The organism is Streptomyces gossypii (genome assembly GCF_025165795.1).
In the GTDB taxonomy this organism is placed as follows: Bacteria; Actinomycetota; Actinomycetes; order Streptomycetales; family Streptomycetaceae; genus Streptomyces; species Streptomyces gossypii.
Genome location: NZ_JAJAGO010000004.1, coordinates 230,581 through 247,832, shown reverse-complemented (window position 1 = coordinate 247,832; position 17,252 = coordinate 230,581). Strand labels below are relative to the sequence as shown.

Sequence of the window (17,252 nt, the reverse complement as noted above, 5' to 3'; positions counted from 1 at the left end):
GACACATCGTCCGGTGCGGTGGAGGGGCGCTCGTAGTGGAGGAGTGCAGTCGGCAGGCGGCATGCGGCGGGTCGGTGTAGTGGTGGCCCGGCTATGGAAGTCAGGGGGGCGGTCCGCCGCCCGGCAGGAGGCCCTCAGCTCCCTGGAAAGCGAGCAGGACATGCGGCTCGCCTGCGACCGGCACGGCAAGGAGCTGCTCGGCTTCGCGTACAGCGCCCTCGCTGACGAACAACTCGCCGAGGACGTCGTGCAGGAGACGTTCGTCAGGGCCTGGCGGGCCGCCGACTCCTTCGACCACCGTCGTGCCAGCCTGCGCACCTGGCTGTTCGCGATCGCCCGCAACGTCGTGACGGACGCAAGGCGGCGCAGGGCGGCACGGGAGCCGCTCGCCGGACCGGCGGAGGAAGGCGAGCAGCAGCGTGATCCGTCCGACAAGTTCGATCAGCTGCTGACGCGCATAGAACTCGACGAGGCGCTGCGGCGGCTCTCGCCCGAGCACCGGCAAATCGTCCTGGACGTGTACTTCCTCGGCCGGACGTGCGCCGATCTCGCTGCCGAACTCGATATCCCGGCTTCCACCGTGCGAAGCCGGCTCTATTACGGAGTGCGCGCTCTGCGCGGGATCCTGGAGGAGAAAGGATGGCTGGCCCCGTGACACCTTCCTGCCACGCGATCCGCGTCGAACTCACCGAGCTGCTCCTGCTGGACCGGCCGCTGCCGGCTCCTCTGGCCCGCCATCTCGCGTGTTGCACGGGCTGCTCCGCCGAACTGGCGGGGGTGCGCCGGGTGATCAGGACTTTTGGACGGGCCGGCCCGCCTCTTGACGGCTCCGGCTCCGGTCCCGGTCCCGACTCCGGCCTGCCGCCGGCCGGGCAGCCGCGCGGTGCCTGGTTCGCGCTTGACGGAGGAGTCGATCGGTCCGATGAGGTGCCCGACGCCGACCACCCGAAGCCGTCGCGGGCGCCGAAGGGCGGCGTCAAACGGCGGCGGGCCGCGGCCGTGGCCGCCGGAGTGGTGCTTGCCGCCTGTGCGGTGCTGACGACGGTGGTGCCCGGTGACCACCACGGGGCGCCGGCGGTGGCAGAGGTGACGCTGTCCCGCAAGGAGCCGATGATCGCGCACAGTTGGGGTACGGAGGTTCCGGTGTCCCTGTCCGGGCTCCAGCCCGGTGAGACGTACCACCTCATGACCGGCGACGCGCAGGGGAGGCGTCAGTCGGCGGGCAGCGTGCGCGCGGGCGACGGTGACACGCCCATGCGCACCCGCATGGTGACGGCAATGCCCCGGCCTGACATCACCACGCTTCTCGTCCAGGACGAGAGCGGTCGCATGGTCGCGCGGCTGCCGGTGGCGCCCCCCGCTGCACAGAGCTCGCCGACAGGGACTCCGCCGACGGCTGACGCCGCGCCCGGGTTCAGAGGTCCGGGCCGGGGGTGAACGACTCGTAGCGGATGCGCGCCGCGGGTACCCCCGCGTCCGTCAACTGCCGGCGCACGGCCGTCATGAAGCCGACGGGCCCGCACAGGTAGGCCGTGGTGCCCTCCGGGATGTCCAGCACGCTCAGGTCCATCAGCCCCGTGCGGGCGGCTGAGGGCCGGCCGCCGTCGGACGCCGGGTGCTCGTACCAGAGTGCGACATGGGCGTTCCGCAGCTTGGCCGCGAACTGTTCCAGGTCCGCCCGGAACGCGTGTGTCTCCGGGCTGCGGTCGGCGTGGGCGACCAGCACCCGCCGGGGTGACGCGTCGGCGGCGAGGCGGGACAGCATCCCGGTCATCGGGGTGCAGCCGATGCCCGCGGAGGCGAGCAGCACCGGTCCGTCGCCAGGCGCGAGTGTGAGGTCACCGCGTGGGGCGCTCAGCTCGACCGTCGCGCCCTCGCGCAGATGTGTGTGCAGGTGGTGCGACACCTCGCCGGGCCGGTCCCCCTGCACCCGCTTCACGGTGAAGCGGAGCGCGTCGTCCGGGAAGCCGGAGAGGCTGTACTGCCTGATCTGGTGTGCGCCGTCGGGCAGTTCGACCCGTACGGAGACGTACTGGCCGGGCAGGGCGGGTGGCAGTTGTGCGCCGTCGGCGGGCTGGGCGAGGAAGGTCGCGACGTCCGCCGTCTCCTCGATCCGGCCGGTCACCCGGTACGGGCGCCAGACCTGGCCGTACGAGGTGCCGGTCTCCGCGTACAGCTTCCGCTCCTGCTCGATCAGGGTGTCCGCCATCAGCCAGTAGACCTCGCTCCACGCCTCGGCGACCGCCGCCGTGCAGGCGTTCCCGAGGGTGTCCGCGATGGCCGGGAGGAGGTGCTCGTGCACGATCTCGTACTGGTCGGGAGTGATGCCGAGGGAGGCGTGCTTGTGCGCGATGCGGGAGAGGGCGGGGCCGCCGTCCGGCGTCCCGTGGCTGTGCGGGTCCGGCGGCGGTCCCACGAGCCGCGCCGCGAACTGGGCTATGGAGCCTGCCAGGGCGCGCTGCTGGTTGCCGTTGGCCTGGTTGCCGCGGTTGAACAAGTCCCGCAGGAGCTCGGGCCGAGCCGCGAACATCCTCTCGTAGAAACGTGAGGCGATCTCCCCGATGGACGCGCCGACCAGCGGGAGGGTGGCGCGGACGGTTTCGGTGGACTTCGGTGACAGCGGCATCTGCAGCTCCTCGTACATCGGGTTCCCCGCATCCAGCAGAGAATATGCATGCGAGATTCGTATTTTGTGGAGTGCGTCATCCGCTCGTCGGCGGGCGGTGATGTGTGCGGCTCAGTCGCCGGGGCGCGCACTGAGTGCGAGCAGTACGGGTCCGGTCGGGGACTTCGCGAGGTCGCCGACCGTGATCGGGTCGAGCGAGGCGAAGAATGCCTCCTGTGCGGTCCGCAGTGCTGCTCGCAGGCGGCACGCGGCCCGCAGTGGGCAGGGTTGGTCGCCGTCGCAGTCGACGACGTCCCCGGCCCCCTCCAGTTCCCTGACCAGGTGGCCGACCGAGCCGGTCCGGCCGGCCGTGGTGAGCGCCAGCCCGCCGCCCCGGCCGCGTCGTGCCTCGACGATGCCAAGGTGCTGAAGCCTGCTGACCACCTTCGCGGCGTGTGAGTACGGCACTTCGACGGCGGTCGCCACCTCGCGGGTCGTCGGTGCCTCTTCCAGTACGGCGAGTCGCATGGCGATGCGGAGGGCGATGTCGGTGCTCTTGGTGAGTCGCACGCCCGGAGCCTAGCTAATTGGCATTCTGAAGTCCAATTAATGGCCAGGGTGGACTACTCCCAGTGGGGTATCCGGAAACAGGCAGGATGACAGCGGGAGTACGTCCATCACCTTCTGGCGAGTGATGTACGCGTGAGTACTCTCGGCGGATCCTAGGGGGACACAACGTAACCGGGCAGGCCAAGGAGGCCATGGAATGGACCAGGAACTGGCGGAGTTCGGCCGGCGCTGGGCCGAGGCGGAACTCCTCGGAGACACCGAAGTCCTGAACGCGCTGCTCGCTGACGACTTCCACGGCATCGGACCTCGAGGCTTCATCATCGACCGCGAACAGTGGCTGGAGCGCTACGAGTCGGGCAGCCTGGTCCACGACTCGTTCGACTGGGAGCGGGTCGAACTGCGCCGCTACGAGAACGCGGCGGTCGCCAACGGAGTGCAGAGCCAGCAGAGCATCTACGAAGGCCGGGACGTCGACGGGCACTTCCGGGTGACACAGCTCCTCGTGTGCGAGAGCGGCCAATGGCAGCTCGCCTGCATCCACCTCAGCCCCATCGCCGAACTTCCGCCGACGTGACGGAGATCCGCGCCGACTCGGCTGCTGCCGCGCCTTCCCCGACTCCGGCGCCTCCCGCACCTGTCCCGCCTCCCGCACCTTCCGCGTCGCCCGCGCCCGCCGTGCGGTCGCCTATCGTTCCCGCATGGACGCGCAACGCGAGCGGTCGGTGGAGGCCGCCGTCGAGGGAGAGCTGCGGCTGCTGGAGCCCGCGGTGCGGGTCTCCCCGGAGCTGGTCGCCGAACTGCTGGATCCCGGCTTCGTGGAGTTCGGGAGGTCCGGCCGCCGTTGGGACCGCGTCACCATCCTCGGCGCCGTCGCGCCCCGCCCGTCCGGCGGCGGTGCGGCGGAATCACCGATCACCGTAACCGGCATGGCCGGTGTGCTGCTGGCGCCAGGCATCGTGCATCTGACCTACGTGTCCGACGACAACGGTCACCGCGCATGGCGCAGTTCGCTCTGGAGGGCTCAGGGCACCGGCCGTGAGGGCGAGGACGGGGGCGGTGCGCGGTGGCGGCTGTACTTCCACCAGGCGACGCCCGTCGACTGGGCCTGACCCCCTCCGGCGGGCCGCCCCGTGGTGACGGCGGGACAAGGGAGTTCAGGAGCCGGGGGTGCGGGCGTCCGGGAGGAAGAGTGCCGAGTTGACGTACCGGCGATGGGGCGCCAGGGAGCGGCGCAGCAGCCCGTCGTCGGCGACGTGCACCGTCCGTTGCTGGTGCGCCGCGAGGTCGAATTCGGCGAGCGGGGTCCAGTCACGGCCGGGCAGCACCCAGCCCGTGTAGGCGAGCGCGGCAAGAAAATCGATCACCGGCTCCAACGGCTGGATGCGTACCTCGAGTTCGATGAAAAGCGCGGGCCGCTCACGGCGGATGGTCGCCTCCGCGCCGCGCAGCATGGCGAGTTCACTGCCGTCGACATCCACCTTGAGCAATGACACATCTCCCAGGCTCAGTTCGTCCAGCGCCAGGCATGGCACGTCCAGTGCGACGTCATGCAACTCCCGGCGTACGAGGGAGGAGATGCCACGGTCACCGCGTCCGTCCGGCGGCAGCCACAGCGTGGCCGTGCCGTTGTGGTCGGTGGCGGCGGCCTGGAGGACTTCGACGTTCGGGGGAGTGGTGGCGCGCAGACGGCGGGCCAGATGCGGTACGGGTTCGATCGTGACCACCCGGTCCGCCCGTGCGGCCATCCGGCGGGACCAGGGCCCGTACCAGCCGCCGATGTCCACTGCGGTGCCGCCGCGCGGGCAGAAGTCGGCGAGGTGCCGCAGCTCGGGCTCGAAGCGGGGGTAGAGGAAGTCGGTCGCCGAGGCGAGGACGCGTGGCGGCAGATGGGGGGCGAGACGGGCGGCCAGGGTCACGAGGGGGGCTCCTCGGGGACGTCGGCATGTTGTTTCTGCAAGCGCTCGTGTTCTTCGTCCGAGATTTGCTCCCCGGAGGACGGGAGGAGCTGGGGGACGCCGTCGAGGATGGGGTAACGGCGGCGGAGCCGGGGGTTGTAGAGGGCGTCCTCCGGCAGGAGGAGGGTGAGCGGGCCCTTGTCGAGAGGGCAGGCGAGGATCTTCAGGATCGGGTCATCGGGAGACATGGGGACGGCCTTTCGTGCGGTCCGGGCCGGGGCGCGGGCGAAGCTCGGACGCCGGTCCGGGTGGTGGAACCGGGCGCTGGCCCGTATCGGGTATCGGTGTGGCTGCGGGTGTGACCGGGGATGTGCCCGCGGCTGTGGACGAGGACGAGGACGAGGGCGAGGACGGGGACGGGGACGGGGAAGGGGAAGGGGAGGCGGTCCCGGCCTGCGGGCCGGTGGCGGGCCCGGCGGCAGAGGCAGCAGCGGGCCCGGACTCAGCCGGGGTGCCGGGTCCGGGGGCGTCCGGCGCCTCGTCGGCGGCGTCTTCTCGTGGAGGGCCGGGGGAGGCTGCGGGCCGGGTGGCGGGCCCGGACGGAGAGCGGGTTTCCGGCGGTGGCACTGGCCAGAACCCGGCCTCCGGCGTGGGCTCGGGATCTGCGGTGGGTTCCGGCCGGTCGCTCGGCCGGGATGCCGGACGGAACGCGCCGCCTGCCCTCGGCTCCGGCACCCCGGTGGGGCCCGTCGCGGAGATCGGGCGCCCGGCTGCGGGCAGTGCCGGGTCTGCGGGCAGTGCCGGGTTTGCGGGCCGCGCCGGGTCTGCGGGCGGCGCGGTAGCTCCGGCCTGCTCGGCCCTCTTGCCCTGCGACGCGCCCTCTCCGCCCGGCGCGCCCTCGCCCGACGCGGCTGCCGCCCGGTCCGTCTCGGTCGGCCCGTCCGGCCCGTCCGTCTCCGTCGGCTCATCGTGGCGCGGCAGCGCCAGCAGCACCGAGATCGCCAGCGCCGCCCCGCCCACCCGCAGGGCCAGCCGCAGCGGTTCGTCCGGCAGTGGCTCCGAGAAGGCGACCGTGCCGCTGACGACCGTGTAGAGGAAGGTCACCGTCGTGCACACCGGCACGATCAGCGACGCGCGGCAGCGCTGGAGCGCCGTCTGTGACAGCACCAGCCCGGTGGAGCCGGTGACCAGCAGCAGGTACGGGTAGGGCGAGGTCAGCACGTCGGCGGCGGTGCCGCCCGGATCGCCGAGGTCCAGCAGCCCCGCCACCCCCTTGATGGCCAGCGAGCTGACCCCGTAGAGGAAGCCGACGGCGACGCCGTACGGCACACCCGCCGTCGGCAGCCGGTGGCGCCGTCTCGAGCGCCGCTCCGCCGTGAAGAAGATGCCGAGCCCCAGCGCGAGCGACGGTACGCAGATCAGCAGCAGCACCGGCGCCGGGGCCAGCCTGCTGATCTCCTCCGGGCTGCCGCGCAGGGAGAAGACGATCATGACGAGGGCGGCCACGATCGCCACCATGCTCTGGCGTTCCCGGCCGGAGGACTTCTCACCCAGGAAGCGCGCCGAGAGCAGCAGCAGCATCACCAGGCCGGTGACGAACAACCCCTGGGCGGCGATCAGCGGCAGCGTCCGGTACACGGCGAGCTGGGCGGTGAAGCCCAGCAGCAGTGAGGCGGCGCCCAGTATCCACAGCGGGCTGCGCAGCAGATGCAGCACCAGCTGCCCCGGCTGCCCGGCGGACAGCGGAGGCAGCGAGGAGAGCGCCCGCTTCTCGATCACGAAACCGGCACTGAAGAGGAGGTTGGCCAGCAGCGCCGAGGCGACCCCCCAGATCATTACGGCCTCCCCTGCGACAGGGGGCGGGCTCCCGGTGTCATGTGCCTCCGCCTGTCGCGGGGGAGGCTGTCAGTCACCACGGCCGTTCCGGGCGGCTATCCGTCTCATCACAGCCGCCGCGCGTGTACGAGGAGGATCGAGGCCAGTGACGGTGCCCGGCAGGCCAGCCGGTCCAGTGGACGGAGCGGGCGGGGCACATCGTGGTAGGGCGCCCCGGTGATCCGTACGATCTCGAAGCCGGAGGCGGGCAGCAGGGAGCGCAGCGCCCGCGCGGTGTAGAGGCGCAGATGGCCGACGACCTGCGAGCCGGGACGGCCGTGGATGCCCCGCAGGCTCACCTCGGAGAAGACCGGTTGCACTCCGGCGAGGATCAGGCCGCGGTTGTACCAGGCGGCGAGGTTGGGGGTGGAGAGCAGCAGGTGGCCGCCGGGTCGCAGTACCCGGCGCAGCTCGTCCAAGGCGGAGTCCGGGTCGACGAGGTGTTCGATGACCTCGCTGAAGAGCACCGCGTCGGCAACCCCGTCCGCGAACGGCAGTCCGGGATCGGTGAGTTCGCCGCGTACCGCCGTCAGGTGGCGGTTGGCCCGGCGCAGCGCGTCCTGCGACCAGTCGACGCCGACGATCCGGTGCCGGCCCAGGACGCCCGCGGCCGTGGCCGCCGCCGAGCCGTCGCCGCAGCCGACGTCGAGCACCGTCTGCGGTACGGGGCCCAGCGCGCGAGCCAGGATCGCGGCCTGGCGGCGGCTGCGGTCCGGCCCGGAGGCGACCGGAGTGGAGGGGTCCTCGTAGAGGTCGCGCAGCTGCGTTGTCATCCGCCGTCACCTCCCGGTGTGTACGAGGTCGACTCCAGTGCCTGGGCGAAGAGTTCGCCCAGCTTACGGCCCGCCGTATCGTCGAACCGTGCGTGCGCCCAGCGCAGCGCCAGTTGCAGCCGCCCACCGGTGGAGACGGTGGTCACCGACAGCCCGCGCGGCGAACGCGCCGGTGCGGAGAACCAGACGCCCGTGGCCCGGCCCGCGTCGCCGAAGTCCAGCGCGTAGGGCACCCGTCCGATGTTGGAGAGCAGCGTCGTGGACGCCCAGGGCCCGGCACCCGCCCGCAGTGCCCGCGTGTACGCCGCGCGCAGCCCCACCGGCAGCAGGGGGGTCGTCAGCAGGTCCCCGCTGAAGCCGAGTTGCGGACGGTCGGCCTGCTTGAGCGCACGGGTACGCGCGGCGGTCGCGCGCAGCAGCCGGTCGATGGCCGCCCGGTCGGGGGCGCCGGACGCGGTGAGCGTGTCGTACAGCTCCGCCTCCTCGCTGCCGAAGGTGACCTCGACCAGCCGGGTGCCGTTCCCGATGGGCATGTCCGCGGTACGGGGCCGGTCGTCGACGGGCATGGTGATCCGTACCGGGCGGCGCGGCTGTTCGTGCTGCCGGTTCCAGCGGGCGGACATGATCCAGGTGGCGACCAGCAGCTGATCGTTGACCGTGTACGCGGCCCGCCCGTCCGGTGTGCGCGGGGGCCGGGCGGGGACGGGCAGGTCGGTGACGAGCATGCCGTTCCCCGTCACCCCGCGCTGCGCTCGGCGGTCTCCCGGCTCCCCGGTCTCCGGGGCCATGCGCGCCGGGCGCGCCCACGGCGACGTCGCGGGCGGCGGCGCCGTATCGGGAGCGGAGGCCCCGCTCCGTACGGGCGGCGGGGCGGGCGAGTTGTCGGCACCGCCGTAGCACTCGGCTGCGGTCGCCAGCACCCGGAGACAAGCCGGGCCGTCGAGCGCGGTGTGATTGATCGTGGTCAGCAGCACCCAGCCGCCCTGGTGTTCGATCACCTCCACCCGGATCGGGGGAGTGGCGTTCATCGGCGGGCAGAAGGCCAGCGCGCGTCGGCGGCTCTCCTCCAGGGTGCCGCCGGGGTAGGACACCGGATCGCTGTCCGGCCCGTCGGTCAGCTCCCACACGTAGCGCCGGTGCCACCAGCGGGACGGTGTCTGCCGTACGAGGATCCGCGGGTGCCGCCGGAGTGCCTCGGACACGGCGCGCCGCAGCCGGTCGGGGTCGGGCCGTCGCGGCAGATGGATCTCGATGTGGACGGTATCCGGCTCGGCCTCGTCGAGGCAGTGCCGGGTGATCTCGTCGACGGTCGGGAACGGCACCCGTCCGGTCGCTCGCGCTCTCGTCCGCCCGCCCCCCGGGGGAACCCGGCCCTCCCCCGGCCCGGCGCCGGGGAGGGGCGCGCCGGTACCGGGGGAGGCCGGCCGCCCCTCCGGGGCGGCCGTACCGTCGAACCCCTGCTGTGCTGCCGTCATCGACCGGGTTCCTCCCCTTGCTGCGGGTCCTGCTGCGGGTCCTGCTGGGGGTGCTCCCCAGCCTGCCGCTGGGGCAGCGGCGGCGGCGTGTACGGGGTGCCCAGCGGCGGCGTGGGCGCGCCGGGCAGCACGACGGTGGGTGCCTGGGCGCCGTCGAAACCGGTGGGCGGCGGCCCGTACACGTCCGGGGACAGTACGGGGTCGGACTTCCGGCCCGTCTCCTCGTCCGGCCTCGGCAGCGTGACCAGCGCGGCGGCGACCGCCAGCAGTGCGAGTGCCTGCGCGGTGTGCCCGAAGGTGCCTTCGCCGTCGCCGATGCCCCCGTCTCCCGTACCCGCGCCGATCGCGGCGGCAACGCCCGCGCCCAGCATGGCGAACAGTGCGGTCGGCACGAGCAGCCCCGGTCGGAACCACGCGGCCAGCGCGAGCACCGGGACGATCAGCGCGTACGGCCCCGCGACGAACGCGAGCACCAGGGTGAGCGCGAGCGTGCCCAGCACCCAGCTCGGTGCGGGCACCGAGGTGCCCGGCGTCTCGTCCTCGCCGAGAGGTGTGCCCTCGCGGCGGCGGAGGAAGGCGAGCCCGAGCAGCGCCGCCAGTGCGATGCCGCCCGCGATCAGCCCGCCCTCGTACCAGCGCACGGGCTCGTACTCGAGCTCGACCAGACCGCCCTTGCCCTCCGGGATCAGGAAGCCCTGCTGCCAGCCGTCGATGCGCAGCGGGGTCAGCTCCTTACCGTCGAGGGTGGCCTTCCAGCCGTCGTTGACGTTCTGGTGCGTCTGGAGGTACGAGGCTCCGCCCTCGCCGACCTGGACCTTGCGGCGGTCGCCGCTCCAGTCGGTCGCGGACACCTCGCGGCCGTCCCCGGCCGCCGGTGAGGACCCGGCAGAGCCGGCGGGCACCGTGCCGCGCGAGAGCGTGAGGTCCATGATCGCGAGGGGGCCGGCGCCGCCCGTCTCGACGGTGTGCTCGCCGCTGCCGAGGGCGACCGAGCCGTCCTCCTCGCTGCCGGCGCACAGCTCCACGTCGATCGGCTTGCGCTCGGTCAGATCGCTGATCTTGCCGGACACCTTGGTGGTGTGCAGCTTCTTGTCGATCCGGACCGTGGGGCCCTCACGGCAGGGGATGGTGAACTCCTCGTCCCGATCTGCCGGACGGGCCCGGAGCTTGTCCTTCAGCGCGGGGATGTGGATCTCGGTGAGTCCGACCGGGAGCTGGAGGTCCTTGTCGGCGTACGGGTTGTACACCGTCTTCTGCTCCGTCTCGGTGACGGTGATCTCCAGCGAGTCCGTCTCCATCGGATCGAAGCGGGCCCAGCCGTTCTCGTCGACGGACGTGGTCGTCGCGCCGTCCGGCGAGCTGATCCGTACCTCGGTGGGGCGTGCGGTGATGCCGCCCGCGCCCGCCAGCACGATCTCGGTGATCTCCGTCTTCTCGGGCCACTGCAGCCGCACGGTCGGATCACTGCCGGCGATCCAGGCGGTGGTCAGATCCGTGTCCACGAGGCTGCGCGGGCTTGTCGACGGGCTCAGCCGGCTCGTCGACTCGGCCGTCGCGGTGAGCCGGTTCCGGGAGCCGGGTGCGAACTCGTCGAGCAGCTTGTCCAGGGCCTCGCCCGGGACGGCCAGCGCGCTCGCGTTCAGCTCGTAGTCGTCCGCACGCTCGGTGGTGAACTGCCGGCGTATCCCGGACTCCTCGGGGGCGCCCAGCAGGCCGCCCGGGTCGGTGGTGCGGTGCAGCGAGACCAGTTCGCTGCCCGCGTCGCCGTTGTCGGCGGCCTCGGGGAGCTTCAGCAGTTTGGCGATCTCGAGCTTCGGGATGCTGATCTCCGAGAAGCCCGCCCCGGCCAGGCCGGGCTGGGCGCCCTCGGTGCCGGTGATGGTGACCTTCAGCCACTTCGCCGCGCCTGCGGGGGCCTTGATCTCCTGCTCTCCGCCGCCCCGCTGGAGGGGGCTGTCCGCCGTGCCCTTGTCGGTCTCGACGCGCACGCTGGTGGGCATCGCCCGTACCTCGCCGCCGGGCAGCGGGGTGACCTTGAACCGGGAGGGGATGTCGTGCGTGCCGTCGAAGTCGATCCGGACCCACTGGCCCTCGGCCTCTCCGGCGGTGCCCTCTGCCCAGGCGGTGTCCGGGTTCCGGTCGAAGGCGTTGACCGGCTCGAACTGCGGGAGGTGGAAGAGCCAGTTGCCGCTGCTGGACGCGGTCACCGACTTCGCGCCGCGCAGTTCGGCCGTCGTCTGGTGCTTGACGCCCTCGGTCGGCAGGATCTGCTTGGGCTTCTCACCCGGGTCCTGGGCGCTGTCGGAGTGGTTGCGCTCCTCGGGCCCGTAGGTCGCGGACGTGTTGTTGTTGACCAGTCCGAACCGGGTGTCCGCCCGGCGCAGCCCGTCCGCCTGCACCTGGAGGGTCGGGTTGGAGATCCCCGGATGGTCGTCCCCGGTCAGTACGGTCGGCCGCCCGGCGATCCGGGGGTCGGCGGCAAGCGGCAGCAGGGACTCGGGGCCGCCGCTGAGCACGGCCGTGTCGCCGACGGGCTTGAGCGCCACCTCGCCCGGCTGGGAGACGCCCTTCGGCTCGTAGATCTCCACGGCCTGCAGCCGCGAGTAGAGGCCGGTGATCTCGACCGGGGCGCCGGAGGGAATGGTGCCGCCGGTCATCTTCGGACCGAAGCCCTTCACCTTCCGGTAGCCGGACTCCTCCAGGGTGTGCTTGACAACCTGCGGCGGCACATAGCCGACCTCGTCCGGGTCCAGGTCGTTCCGTACGACCACGTTGTACAGCCCGGCACGCTCCAGGAAGGCTGACAGGCCCGGCACTTCACCGCCGGAGGCCAGGGCCTTCTCGACCGCGTCCAGCGCGCGCCGGTTGCCCGGGGTGCCGAACGGGACGTAGTCGCGCTGCGCCCACGGCGATTCGGCCAGCACGTCCAGCGGCTGGTCGATGGGGGAGCCCCACTCGTAGATGCCGTGTGCGGTGGCGGGGGTGACGTAGGCGCGGGATTGCGGTGAGTTCTTCTCCAGCCAGTCCGCGGTCTGCTCCCAGTGCTTGGGGAGCTTGTCGAAGGCCCCGGGCTGGAGGATGTCGCCCTTGAGGAAGGGGGCGAGCAGGCCGGGCAGGATGAGCAGCGCTGCCACTCCCGGGATCAGCCTGCGTCCGGAGGTCTGCCACCAGGAGCGGGCGCTCGGGCCGCCGGTCGCGTCCGCCGCCGGGCTCTGGGCACGTGCCAGGCATCCGATGAGGTGTGCCAGGCCGAAGGTGAGCGCGAGGGCGAGTCCGGGCTGGAACTTGTAGATGTTGCGGAACGGCCGCAGCCCGCCGTCCAGCCAGTCCTGCACCGTCTGGGCGAAGGGGCCGCCGAGACCGCCCGCGTAGCCGGCGAGCGTGATCGCGACGACGGTGACGACGGTGAGCAGCATCCAGCGGCGCTCGGGCAGATCACGGCGGGCCAGCCCGGCCAGCCCGATCGCGGCGGCGCAGGCGCTGCCGAGGATGGCGACGACGCCGGTGGCCACGGCCCAGCCCGCGGGCAGCCAGGGCTCGCCGTAGCTGAGATAGGCGGTCCAGTTCCCGGCGCCGCGCAGCATCTCGGTGGCGGACATGGTGCCGGTGGTGGCGTCGGCCTGCTCGACGTACGGCATGAAGTCCTCGCCGTAGGCGCCGAGGAGCAGCAGCGGCACGATCCACCACAGGGTGGCCAGCACCACACCGGGGGTCCACCAGGCGATCAGGGTACGGCGCCTGCGGCCGGTGCGGCTGAGGATGTACAGCCCGACCGGCAGCAGGGAGGCCAGTGTCGAGGCGGCGTTGACCCCGCCCATGAAGGGGATCACCAGCGCCGAACGGGCGGCGGCCACGCGCGGGATGGCGGTGAGCGAGGTGAGCGGCAGGATGACCCAGGGCAGTACGGCGCCGGGCAGCGCGGCGGCCGAGGTGGAGCCGATGACGATGGTGAAGGTCGGCCACAGGGCGTACGCGGCGGCGGCGACCAGCCGGGAGCGGTGGGTGCCGATGCCGAACCGCTCGGCCAGCCGCAGCGCGCCCCAGAAGGCGGCGGTCACGATCAGCGACAGCCACAGGCGCTCGGCCAGCCAGGTCGGAATCTGCAGCAGGTCGGTCAGCGCGTAGTACGGCAGCATCGGGAAGGCGTAACCGATGTACTGGTCGCTGATACCGCCGAAGCCCGCCTGGTCCTGCCAGAGGCCGCCGAGGTCGCTGATGAAGCGCCAGGGGTCGGTGACGACCCCCAGCTTCGTGTCGAAGGTCATCTTCCCGGGCGAGTTGACCAGGAAGCCGACGAGGGCGGTCAGCCAGAAGCCGAGCAGCCAGCGCCTGTCGCGCGGCCGGTCCTCCGGCGGAGGCGTTCCGGCCGCCCTGGCATGATGCGGCCGTCCCGGATCCACGGGGGCGGGCGGACTGATTGCGCTGGAGGTCATCGTGGGCACCGCCGGAGAATGAGGAGGAGGTTCCAGGTGGCTATCTCGCGGAGAACCGGTACGCGGGTGATGACACCTGGAAGGAAGGGCCAGTAGCGGGAGCGCGCCGAGAGGATTCGCACGTCGTCGCGGGCGCGTACCTGGCGCAGGGTGGGGCCGATGTGCACGGCGAAGAGGTTCTCGCCGAGGGTGTGCTTGGCGTCGTGGCCGGTGCGACGCCGGTAGCGGGCGCGGGCGCGGTCGGCGCCCAGATAGTGCCAGGGGGCGGTCTCGTGCCCGCCCCAGGGGGAGTACCAGTTGGTGAAGGACAGATAGATCAGCCCGCCGGGGCGGGTCACCCGGACCATCTCGGAGAGGAAGGTCTGCGGATCCGCCACGTGTTCCAGGACGTTGGAGGAGAAGCACACGTCGGCGGCGCCGTCGGCCAGCGGCAGCAGATAGCCGTCGGCGAGGACGCCGCCCTCCGGGGCGCGCCCGCCGGCGAGCAGTTCGGCGGGGTCGGGTTCGAAGAGGAAGCTGTGGGCGCCCCGGCGGCGGAACTCCTCGGTGAAGTGCCCGCTGCCGCCGCCGATGTCGACGACCGTCTGCCCCTTGAGCGGCCCGTAGCGCTCGACCTGCTGGGCGGCGTCCCGGGCGAGCAGGGCGTAACACTTCTCGGGCTCGGTCTGCTCCCGCATGAAGGCACGGAAGAGGGCGGCGGATCGTCTGAAGGAGGGGTCGCGCACGGCTGTCGTCATCCCTGCTGGCCGGGGGTGGGGATGCGGGTGCCGCCTTGAGGGGTTCCGGAGAGCGCACGCGTGGGTGCGTGGGCCGCCGTCACCCGGGCGGGTACGGGCGGGGTGGCCCGTCCGGCACCTGAACCACGGGCACGGACACCGGGGGTGCCAGTACCTTGGGCGGCGTTCGGGGCTGGGTTTGGGGCTGGGTTTGGGGCTGCGGCGCCTGCCGCGGCGGCACCGGCAGGCGGGGCGGCACCTCCGGCCCGCGTGTACGCCTCCGCCGCGACGGCGCGGAAGCTGTTGACGGTGTTGGCCCAGCGGAACCGGCGGGCCCGCAGCTCGGCAGCCCGGCCCAGCGCCGTACGCCGCCGCGCGGAGAGGGCGAGCGCGCACCAGTGGGCGGCGAACGAGCTGTCGCCGCGCGCGAGAAGCCCCGTATGTCCGTCTTCGATCGAGTCGCGCAGGCCGGGAATGTCGAAGCCGACGGCCGGGGTGCCGCGGGCCGCGGCCTCGGTGACGACCAGACCCCAGCCCTCCACCATCGACGGATGCAGCAGCAGCCACGCCTGGCAGAGCAGCCGGTGCTTCTCGGCTTCGCTCACATGACCGGTGAAGGTGACGGAGGGGCCTGCCATCGCCTCCAGCCGGGCCCGCTCCGGGCCGTCGCCGACGATGACCAGCCGGCCGCCGGTGACCGGACGCACCCGCTCCCACAGGCGCAGCAGCAGATCGACCCGCTTGTACTCGACGAGTCTGCCCATCGCGAGAAACAGCGGCTCGGGCGCCTTGGGCACCAGTGGCCCCGGGTCGTCCACGCCGTTGTGCACGATGCGGATCTCGTCCTGCGGCACGCCGAGCGCGGTGAGCGCGGCGGCCGTGGAGCCGGAGACGGCGATCTTGAGGTTGCGGCGGTGGTTTCCGGCCAGCGCCCAGTGCTCCAGGCGGCGGCCAAGCCGGGCGGCCGGAGCCGGGTAGCGCATGCTCCACAGGTCCGTGTGCACATGGTTGACCAGGCACAGCGTCGGGCCGTGATGCCACAGCGGAGCCAGATACGGCATTCCGTTGGAGACCTCGACCAGCAGGTCGCAGCCCCCGACCTGGCGGGCGAAGGCGCGGCGGGCGCGCAGGAAGTGGTCGGCGTCACCGCCCGCTGAGACGACGCGGTAGTCGCGGTAGGCGGCCGGGCCGCCGCACAGCAGCGTGACCTGGTGGCCGTAGGCCGTGAGGCCCTCGGCTATCCGGTCGATGAGCAGCTCGGATCCGCCCGCAGCCGGATTGCCGAGGTCACGCCGGGCCAGAAAGACGATCCGTCGCGGGTGCGCCGGTTCGGTGGCGCGCTGCTGGCGCACGGCGGCCTTGGGGGTGGCGCCGAGCGGCGGTACCGGTGACGGTCGTACGTGCTGGGGCATCTGCGCTCCAACTCGTCTCAGGGTGCGGTTCATACGGGACTTGTTCGGGTGTGAGGGGGAAGCGTGGTCTGGGTGCGTGGTCCGGGCTGTGCGCCCGGGATAAGAGTTCGGGGTGTGAAGGCGGTGCTGAGGGTGCCCGCCGGAGCTGCTGCGGGCTGGGGCGGATCCGGGGCGGGATGCGCTGTGGTTGGCTCAGTGTTCGCTCAGCCGGGCGTCGGGGCTACTCACCGACATGACAATTTCTGGGATCCTGCAGCTTGAAGCTTCATCACATTGCGCTCCGGGGGGCGTTCTCCCCGTCCGGATGCCCTTCGAGGCCCCGGCCCCGCCTGCCCCGTACGACCAGAACGGCACCGGCCGCCGCCAGCAGCCCGCCCACCGCGGCACCCGCCACCGGTAGGGTCTCGCCGACGAGCTTGAGCCGGTCGCTGTCGTCGCGGGCCAGCTCGACCTGCTCGCGGCTGGTCTTCTCGGTGAACTCGATCTTGTCACTCTGGAGCAGGGTCACCTTGTCCTCATCCCCGCCCGGGGGGCGCAGGGCGAGCTTCGGCGCGATGCTCGCATAGATGATCCGGCCGGTGCGCTCGTCGGCGATGATGTGGATCTCCTCGTTGGAGTACCACTCCTCGGCGTTCATCTGACCGCTCGCCGAATCGTCCACGAGCACGGCCGGAACCTGCCGGATGCCTACCTTGACCTGCTTCTTCACCGAACCCTTGTAGTGCATGCCCTCATAGCCGGCGACCTTCTTCCGGCCCTCGAAGCGGAGCGGCACCGTGTCTCCGAGAGTGCTGTCCCACCAGGTGTAACCGCGCTCCTCCATGTCGAAGGGGAACTTCAGGTACCCCTCGCCGGCGAAGGCCCCCGGCGACTCGTCGCAGCAGTGCACCGGCCGGTTGGTCTTGCGGTCGGTCACCCAGCGCTCCTTCTTCCACTGGAAGGACCGGCGCGGGTCGTCGAGCTTGAGCGTCTTGGGGTTGTCGATCGTCTGGGAGACGTTCCAGACGGCCACGTCGTCCTCCTCGCTCTTGGCCACATCGCCCAGCACCCGGCGGGTGACCGTGAGCTTCTCGCCCTCCTTGGTGGCCGTCGTCTCCTGGTCGAAGTAGCTGCCGGTGCCGGTCATGACGGTCGTCGAGTTGATGTCGATCGGCGTGCGCTTCGCACGGGGCTCGACGTACCAGGCGAGCAGCGGGGCCAGCACGAGCAGGAACACGCCGAGTCCCAGCAGGACCAGCGAGAGGGGCGAGGCTCTCCTGGCCGAGGACCGGGGCGGCGTCGGTGGGGACGGCTGACCGGCTGACGGAATGGCGGAACGGCGCATAGTAGGGCTCTCCGGGGTTCAGGCGATGCTGCGCGGGAACGGTGCGCGTTCGGGAAGACCGTGAAGCTTTATGAGCCGGAAACGTAGGCGACGCCTTGACATGACGTCAATGCTTAATTGACACTCGGGTAACTTAGTAATTCTGGCCCCTGGGGCGGGGCAGGTGCGCATTCA

14 protein-coding genes and 1 pseudogene are annotated in these 17,252 nt (G+C 72.0%); 4 read left to right on the top strand and 11 right to left on the bottom strand.

Features of this window, described 5'->3' with window-relative positions:
- Positions 1 to 43 precede the first annotated feature (43 nt).
- Complete coding sequence (locus LHJ74_RS10290) at positions 44 to 655, top strand: sigma-70 family RNA polymerase sigma factor (RefSeq protein WP_260217597.1); 612 nt, start codon at positions 44 to 46, stop codon at positions 653 to 655.
- Positions 640 to 1,437, top strand: a complete 798-nt coding sequence (locus tag LHJ74_RS10285; RefSeq protein ID WP_260217596.1) for a hypothetical protein — start codon at positions 640 to 642, stop codon at positions 1,435 to 1,437. Before LHJ74_RS10290 ends, LHJ74_RS10285 begins: the two co-directional genes overlap by 16 nt.
- Here LHJ74_RS10285 and LHJ74_RS10280 read toward each other — a convergent pair.
- Both LHJ74_RS10280 and LHJ74_RS10275 read right to left on the bottom strand, forming a co-directional pair.
- Entirely contained in the window at positions 1,415 to 2,626 is a 1,212-nt protein-coding gene (locus tag LHJ74_RS10280) for a globin domain-containing protein (protein WP_260217595.1), read from the bottom strand. The genes LHJ74_RS10285 and LHJ74_RS10280 overlap by 23 nt on opposite strands.
- 111 nt (positions 2,627 to 2,737) lie before the next feature.
- Complete coding sequence (locus LHJ74_RS10275) at positions 2,738 to 3,175, bottom strand: RrF2 family transcriptional regulator (RefSeq protein WP_260217594.1); 438 nt, start codon at positions 3,173 to 3,175, stop codon at positions 2,738 to 2,740.
- 196 nt (positions 3,176 to 3,371) lie between these two features.
- On the opposite strand from LHJ74_RS10275, the gene LHJ74_RS10270 reads away from it, so the two are divergent.
- Entirely contained in the window at positions 3,372 to 3,749 is a 378-nt protein-coding gene (locus LHJ74_RS10270) for a nuclear transport factor 2 family protein (protein ID WP_260217593.1), read from the top strand.
- Positions 3,750 to 3,873: 124 nt separating this feature from the next.
- Positions 3,874 to 4,284, top strand: coding sequence for a nuclear transport factor 2 family protein (locus tag LHJ74_RS10265; RefSeq protein ID WP_260217592.1), 411 nt, complete (start codon positions 3,874 to 3,876; stop codon positions 4,282 to 4,284).
- Positions 4,285 to 4,329: 45 nt separating this feature from the next.
- On the opposite strand, the gene LHJ74_RS10260 is transcribed toward LHJ74_RS10265, so the two are convergent.
- The 9 genes and pseudogenes from LHJ74_RS10260 to pgfA form a co-directional block, all read right to left on the bottom strand.
- Positions 4,330 to 5,091 carry an FkbM family methyltransferase gene (locus LHJ74_RS10260; RefSeq protein WP_260217591.1) on the bottom strand — a complete coding sequence of 254 codons (762 nt, stop codon included), beginning with the start codon at positions 5,089 to 5,091 and terminating at the stop codon, positions 4,330 to 4,332.
- Complete coding sequence (locus tag LHJ74_RS10255) at positions 5,088 to 5,318, bottom strand: Trm112 family protein (RefSeq protein WP_260217590.1); 231 nt, start codon at positions 5,316 to 5,318, stop codon at positions 5,088 to 5,090. The genes LHJ74_RS10260 and LHJ74_RS10255 overlap by 4 nt, the downstream gene beginning before the upstream one ends.
- A complete protein-coding gene (locus LHJ74_RS34385; RefSeq protein ID WP_375546710.1) occupies positions 5,305 to 6,906 on the bottom strand; it encodes a DMT family transporter in 1,602 nt (533 codons plus the stop codon). Before LHJ74_RS34385 ends, LHJ74_RS10255 begins: the two co-directional genes overlap by 14 nt.
- A gap of 107 nt (positions 6,907 to 7,013) precedes the next feature.
- The gene (locus LHJ74_RS10240; protein ID WP_260217589.1) at positions 7,014 to 7,718 is read right to left on the bottom strand and encodes a class I SAM-dependent methyltransferase; all 705 of its coding nucleotides are present in this window, start codon (positions 7,716 to 7,718) and stop codon (positions 7,014 to 7,016) included.
- A complete protein-coding gene (locus LHJ74_RS10235; RefSeq protein WP_260217588.1) occupies positions 7,715 to 9,193 on the bottom strand; it encodes a condensation protein in 1,479 nt (492 codons plus the stop codon). Before LHJ74_RS10235 ends, LHJ74_RS10240 begins: the two co-directional genes overlap by 4 nt.
- Positions 9,190 to 13,626, bottom strand: coding sequence for an alpha-(1->3)-arabinofuranosyltransferase (locus LHJ74_RS10230; RefSeq protein ID WP_260217587.1), 4,437 nt, complete (start codon positions 13,624 to 13,626; stop codon positions 9,190 to 9,192). The genes LHJ74_RS10235 and LHJ74_RS10230 overlap by 4 nt, the downstream gene beginning before the upstream one ends.
- On the bottom strand, positions 13,623 to 14,351 hold the full coding sequence (locus LHJ74_RS10225; RefSeq protein ID WP_260217863.1) for a class I SAM-dependent methyltransferase: 729 nt from the start codon (positions 14,349 to 14,351) through the stop codon (positions 13,623 to 13,625). Before LHJ74_RS10225 ends, LHJ74_RS10230 begins: the two co-directional genes overlap by 4 nt.
- Positions 14,352 to 14,605: 254 nt before the next feature.
- Positions 14,606 to 15,754: pseudogene (locus LHJ74_RS10220) on the bottom strand (glycosyltransferase family 4 protein); the annotation flags it as partial.
- Between the two features lie 268 nt (positions 15,755 to 16,022).
- Positions 16,023 to 17,078, bottom strand: coding sequence for a cell envelope lipid trafficking protein PgfA (pgfA, locus tag LHJ74_RS10215; RefSeq protein ID WP_260217585.1), 1,056 nt, complete (start codon positions 17,076 to 17,078; stop codon positions 16,023 to 16,025).
- Between the last annotated feature and the right edge of the window lie 174 nt (positions 17,079 to 17,252).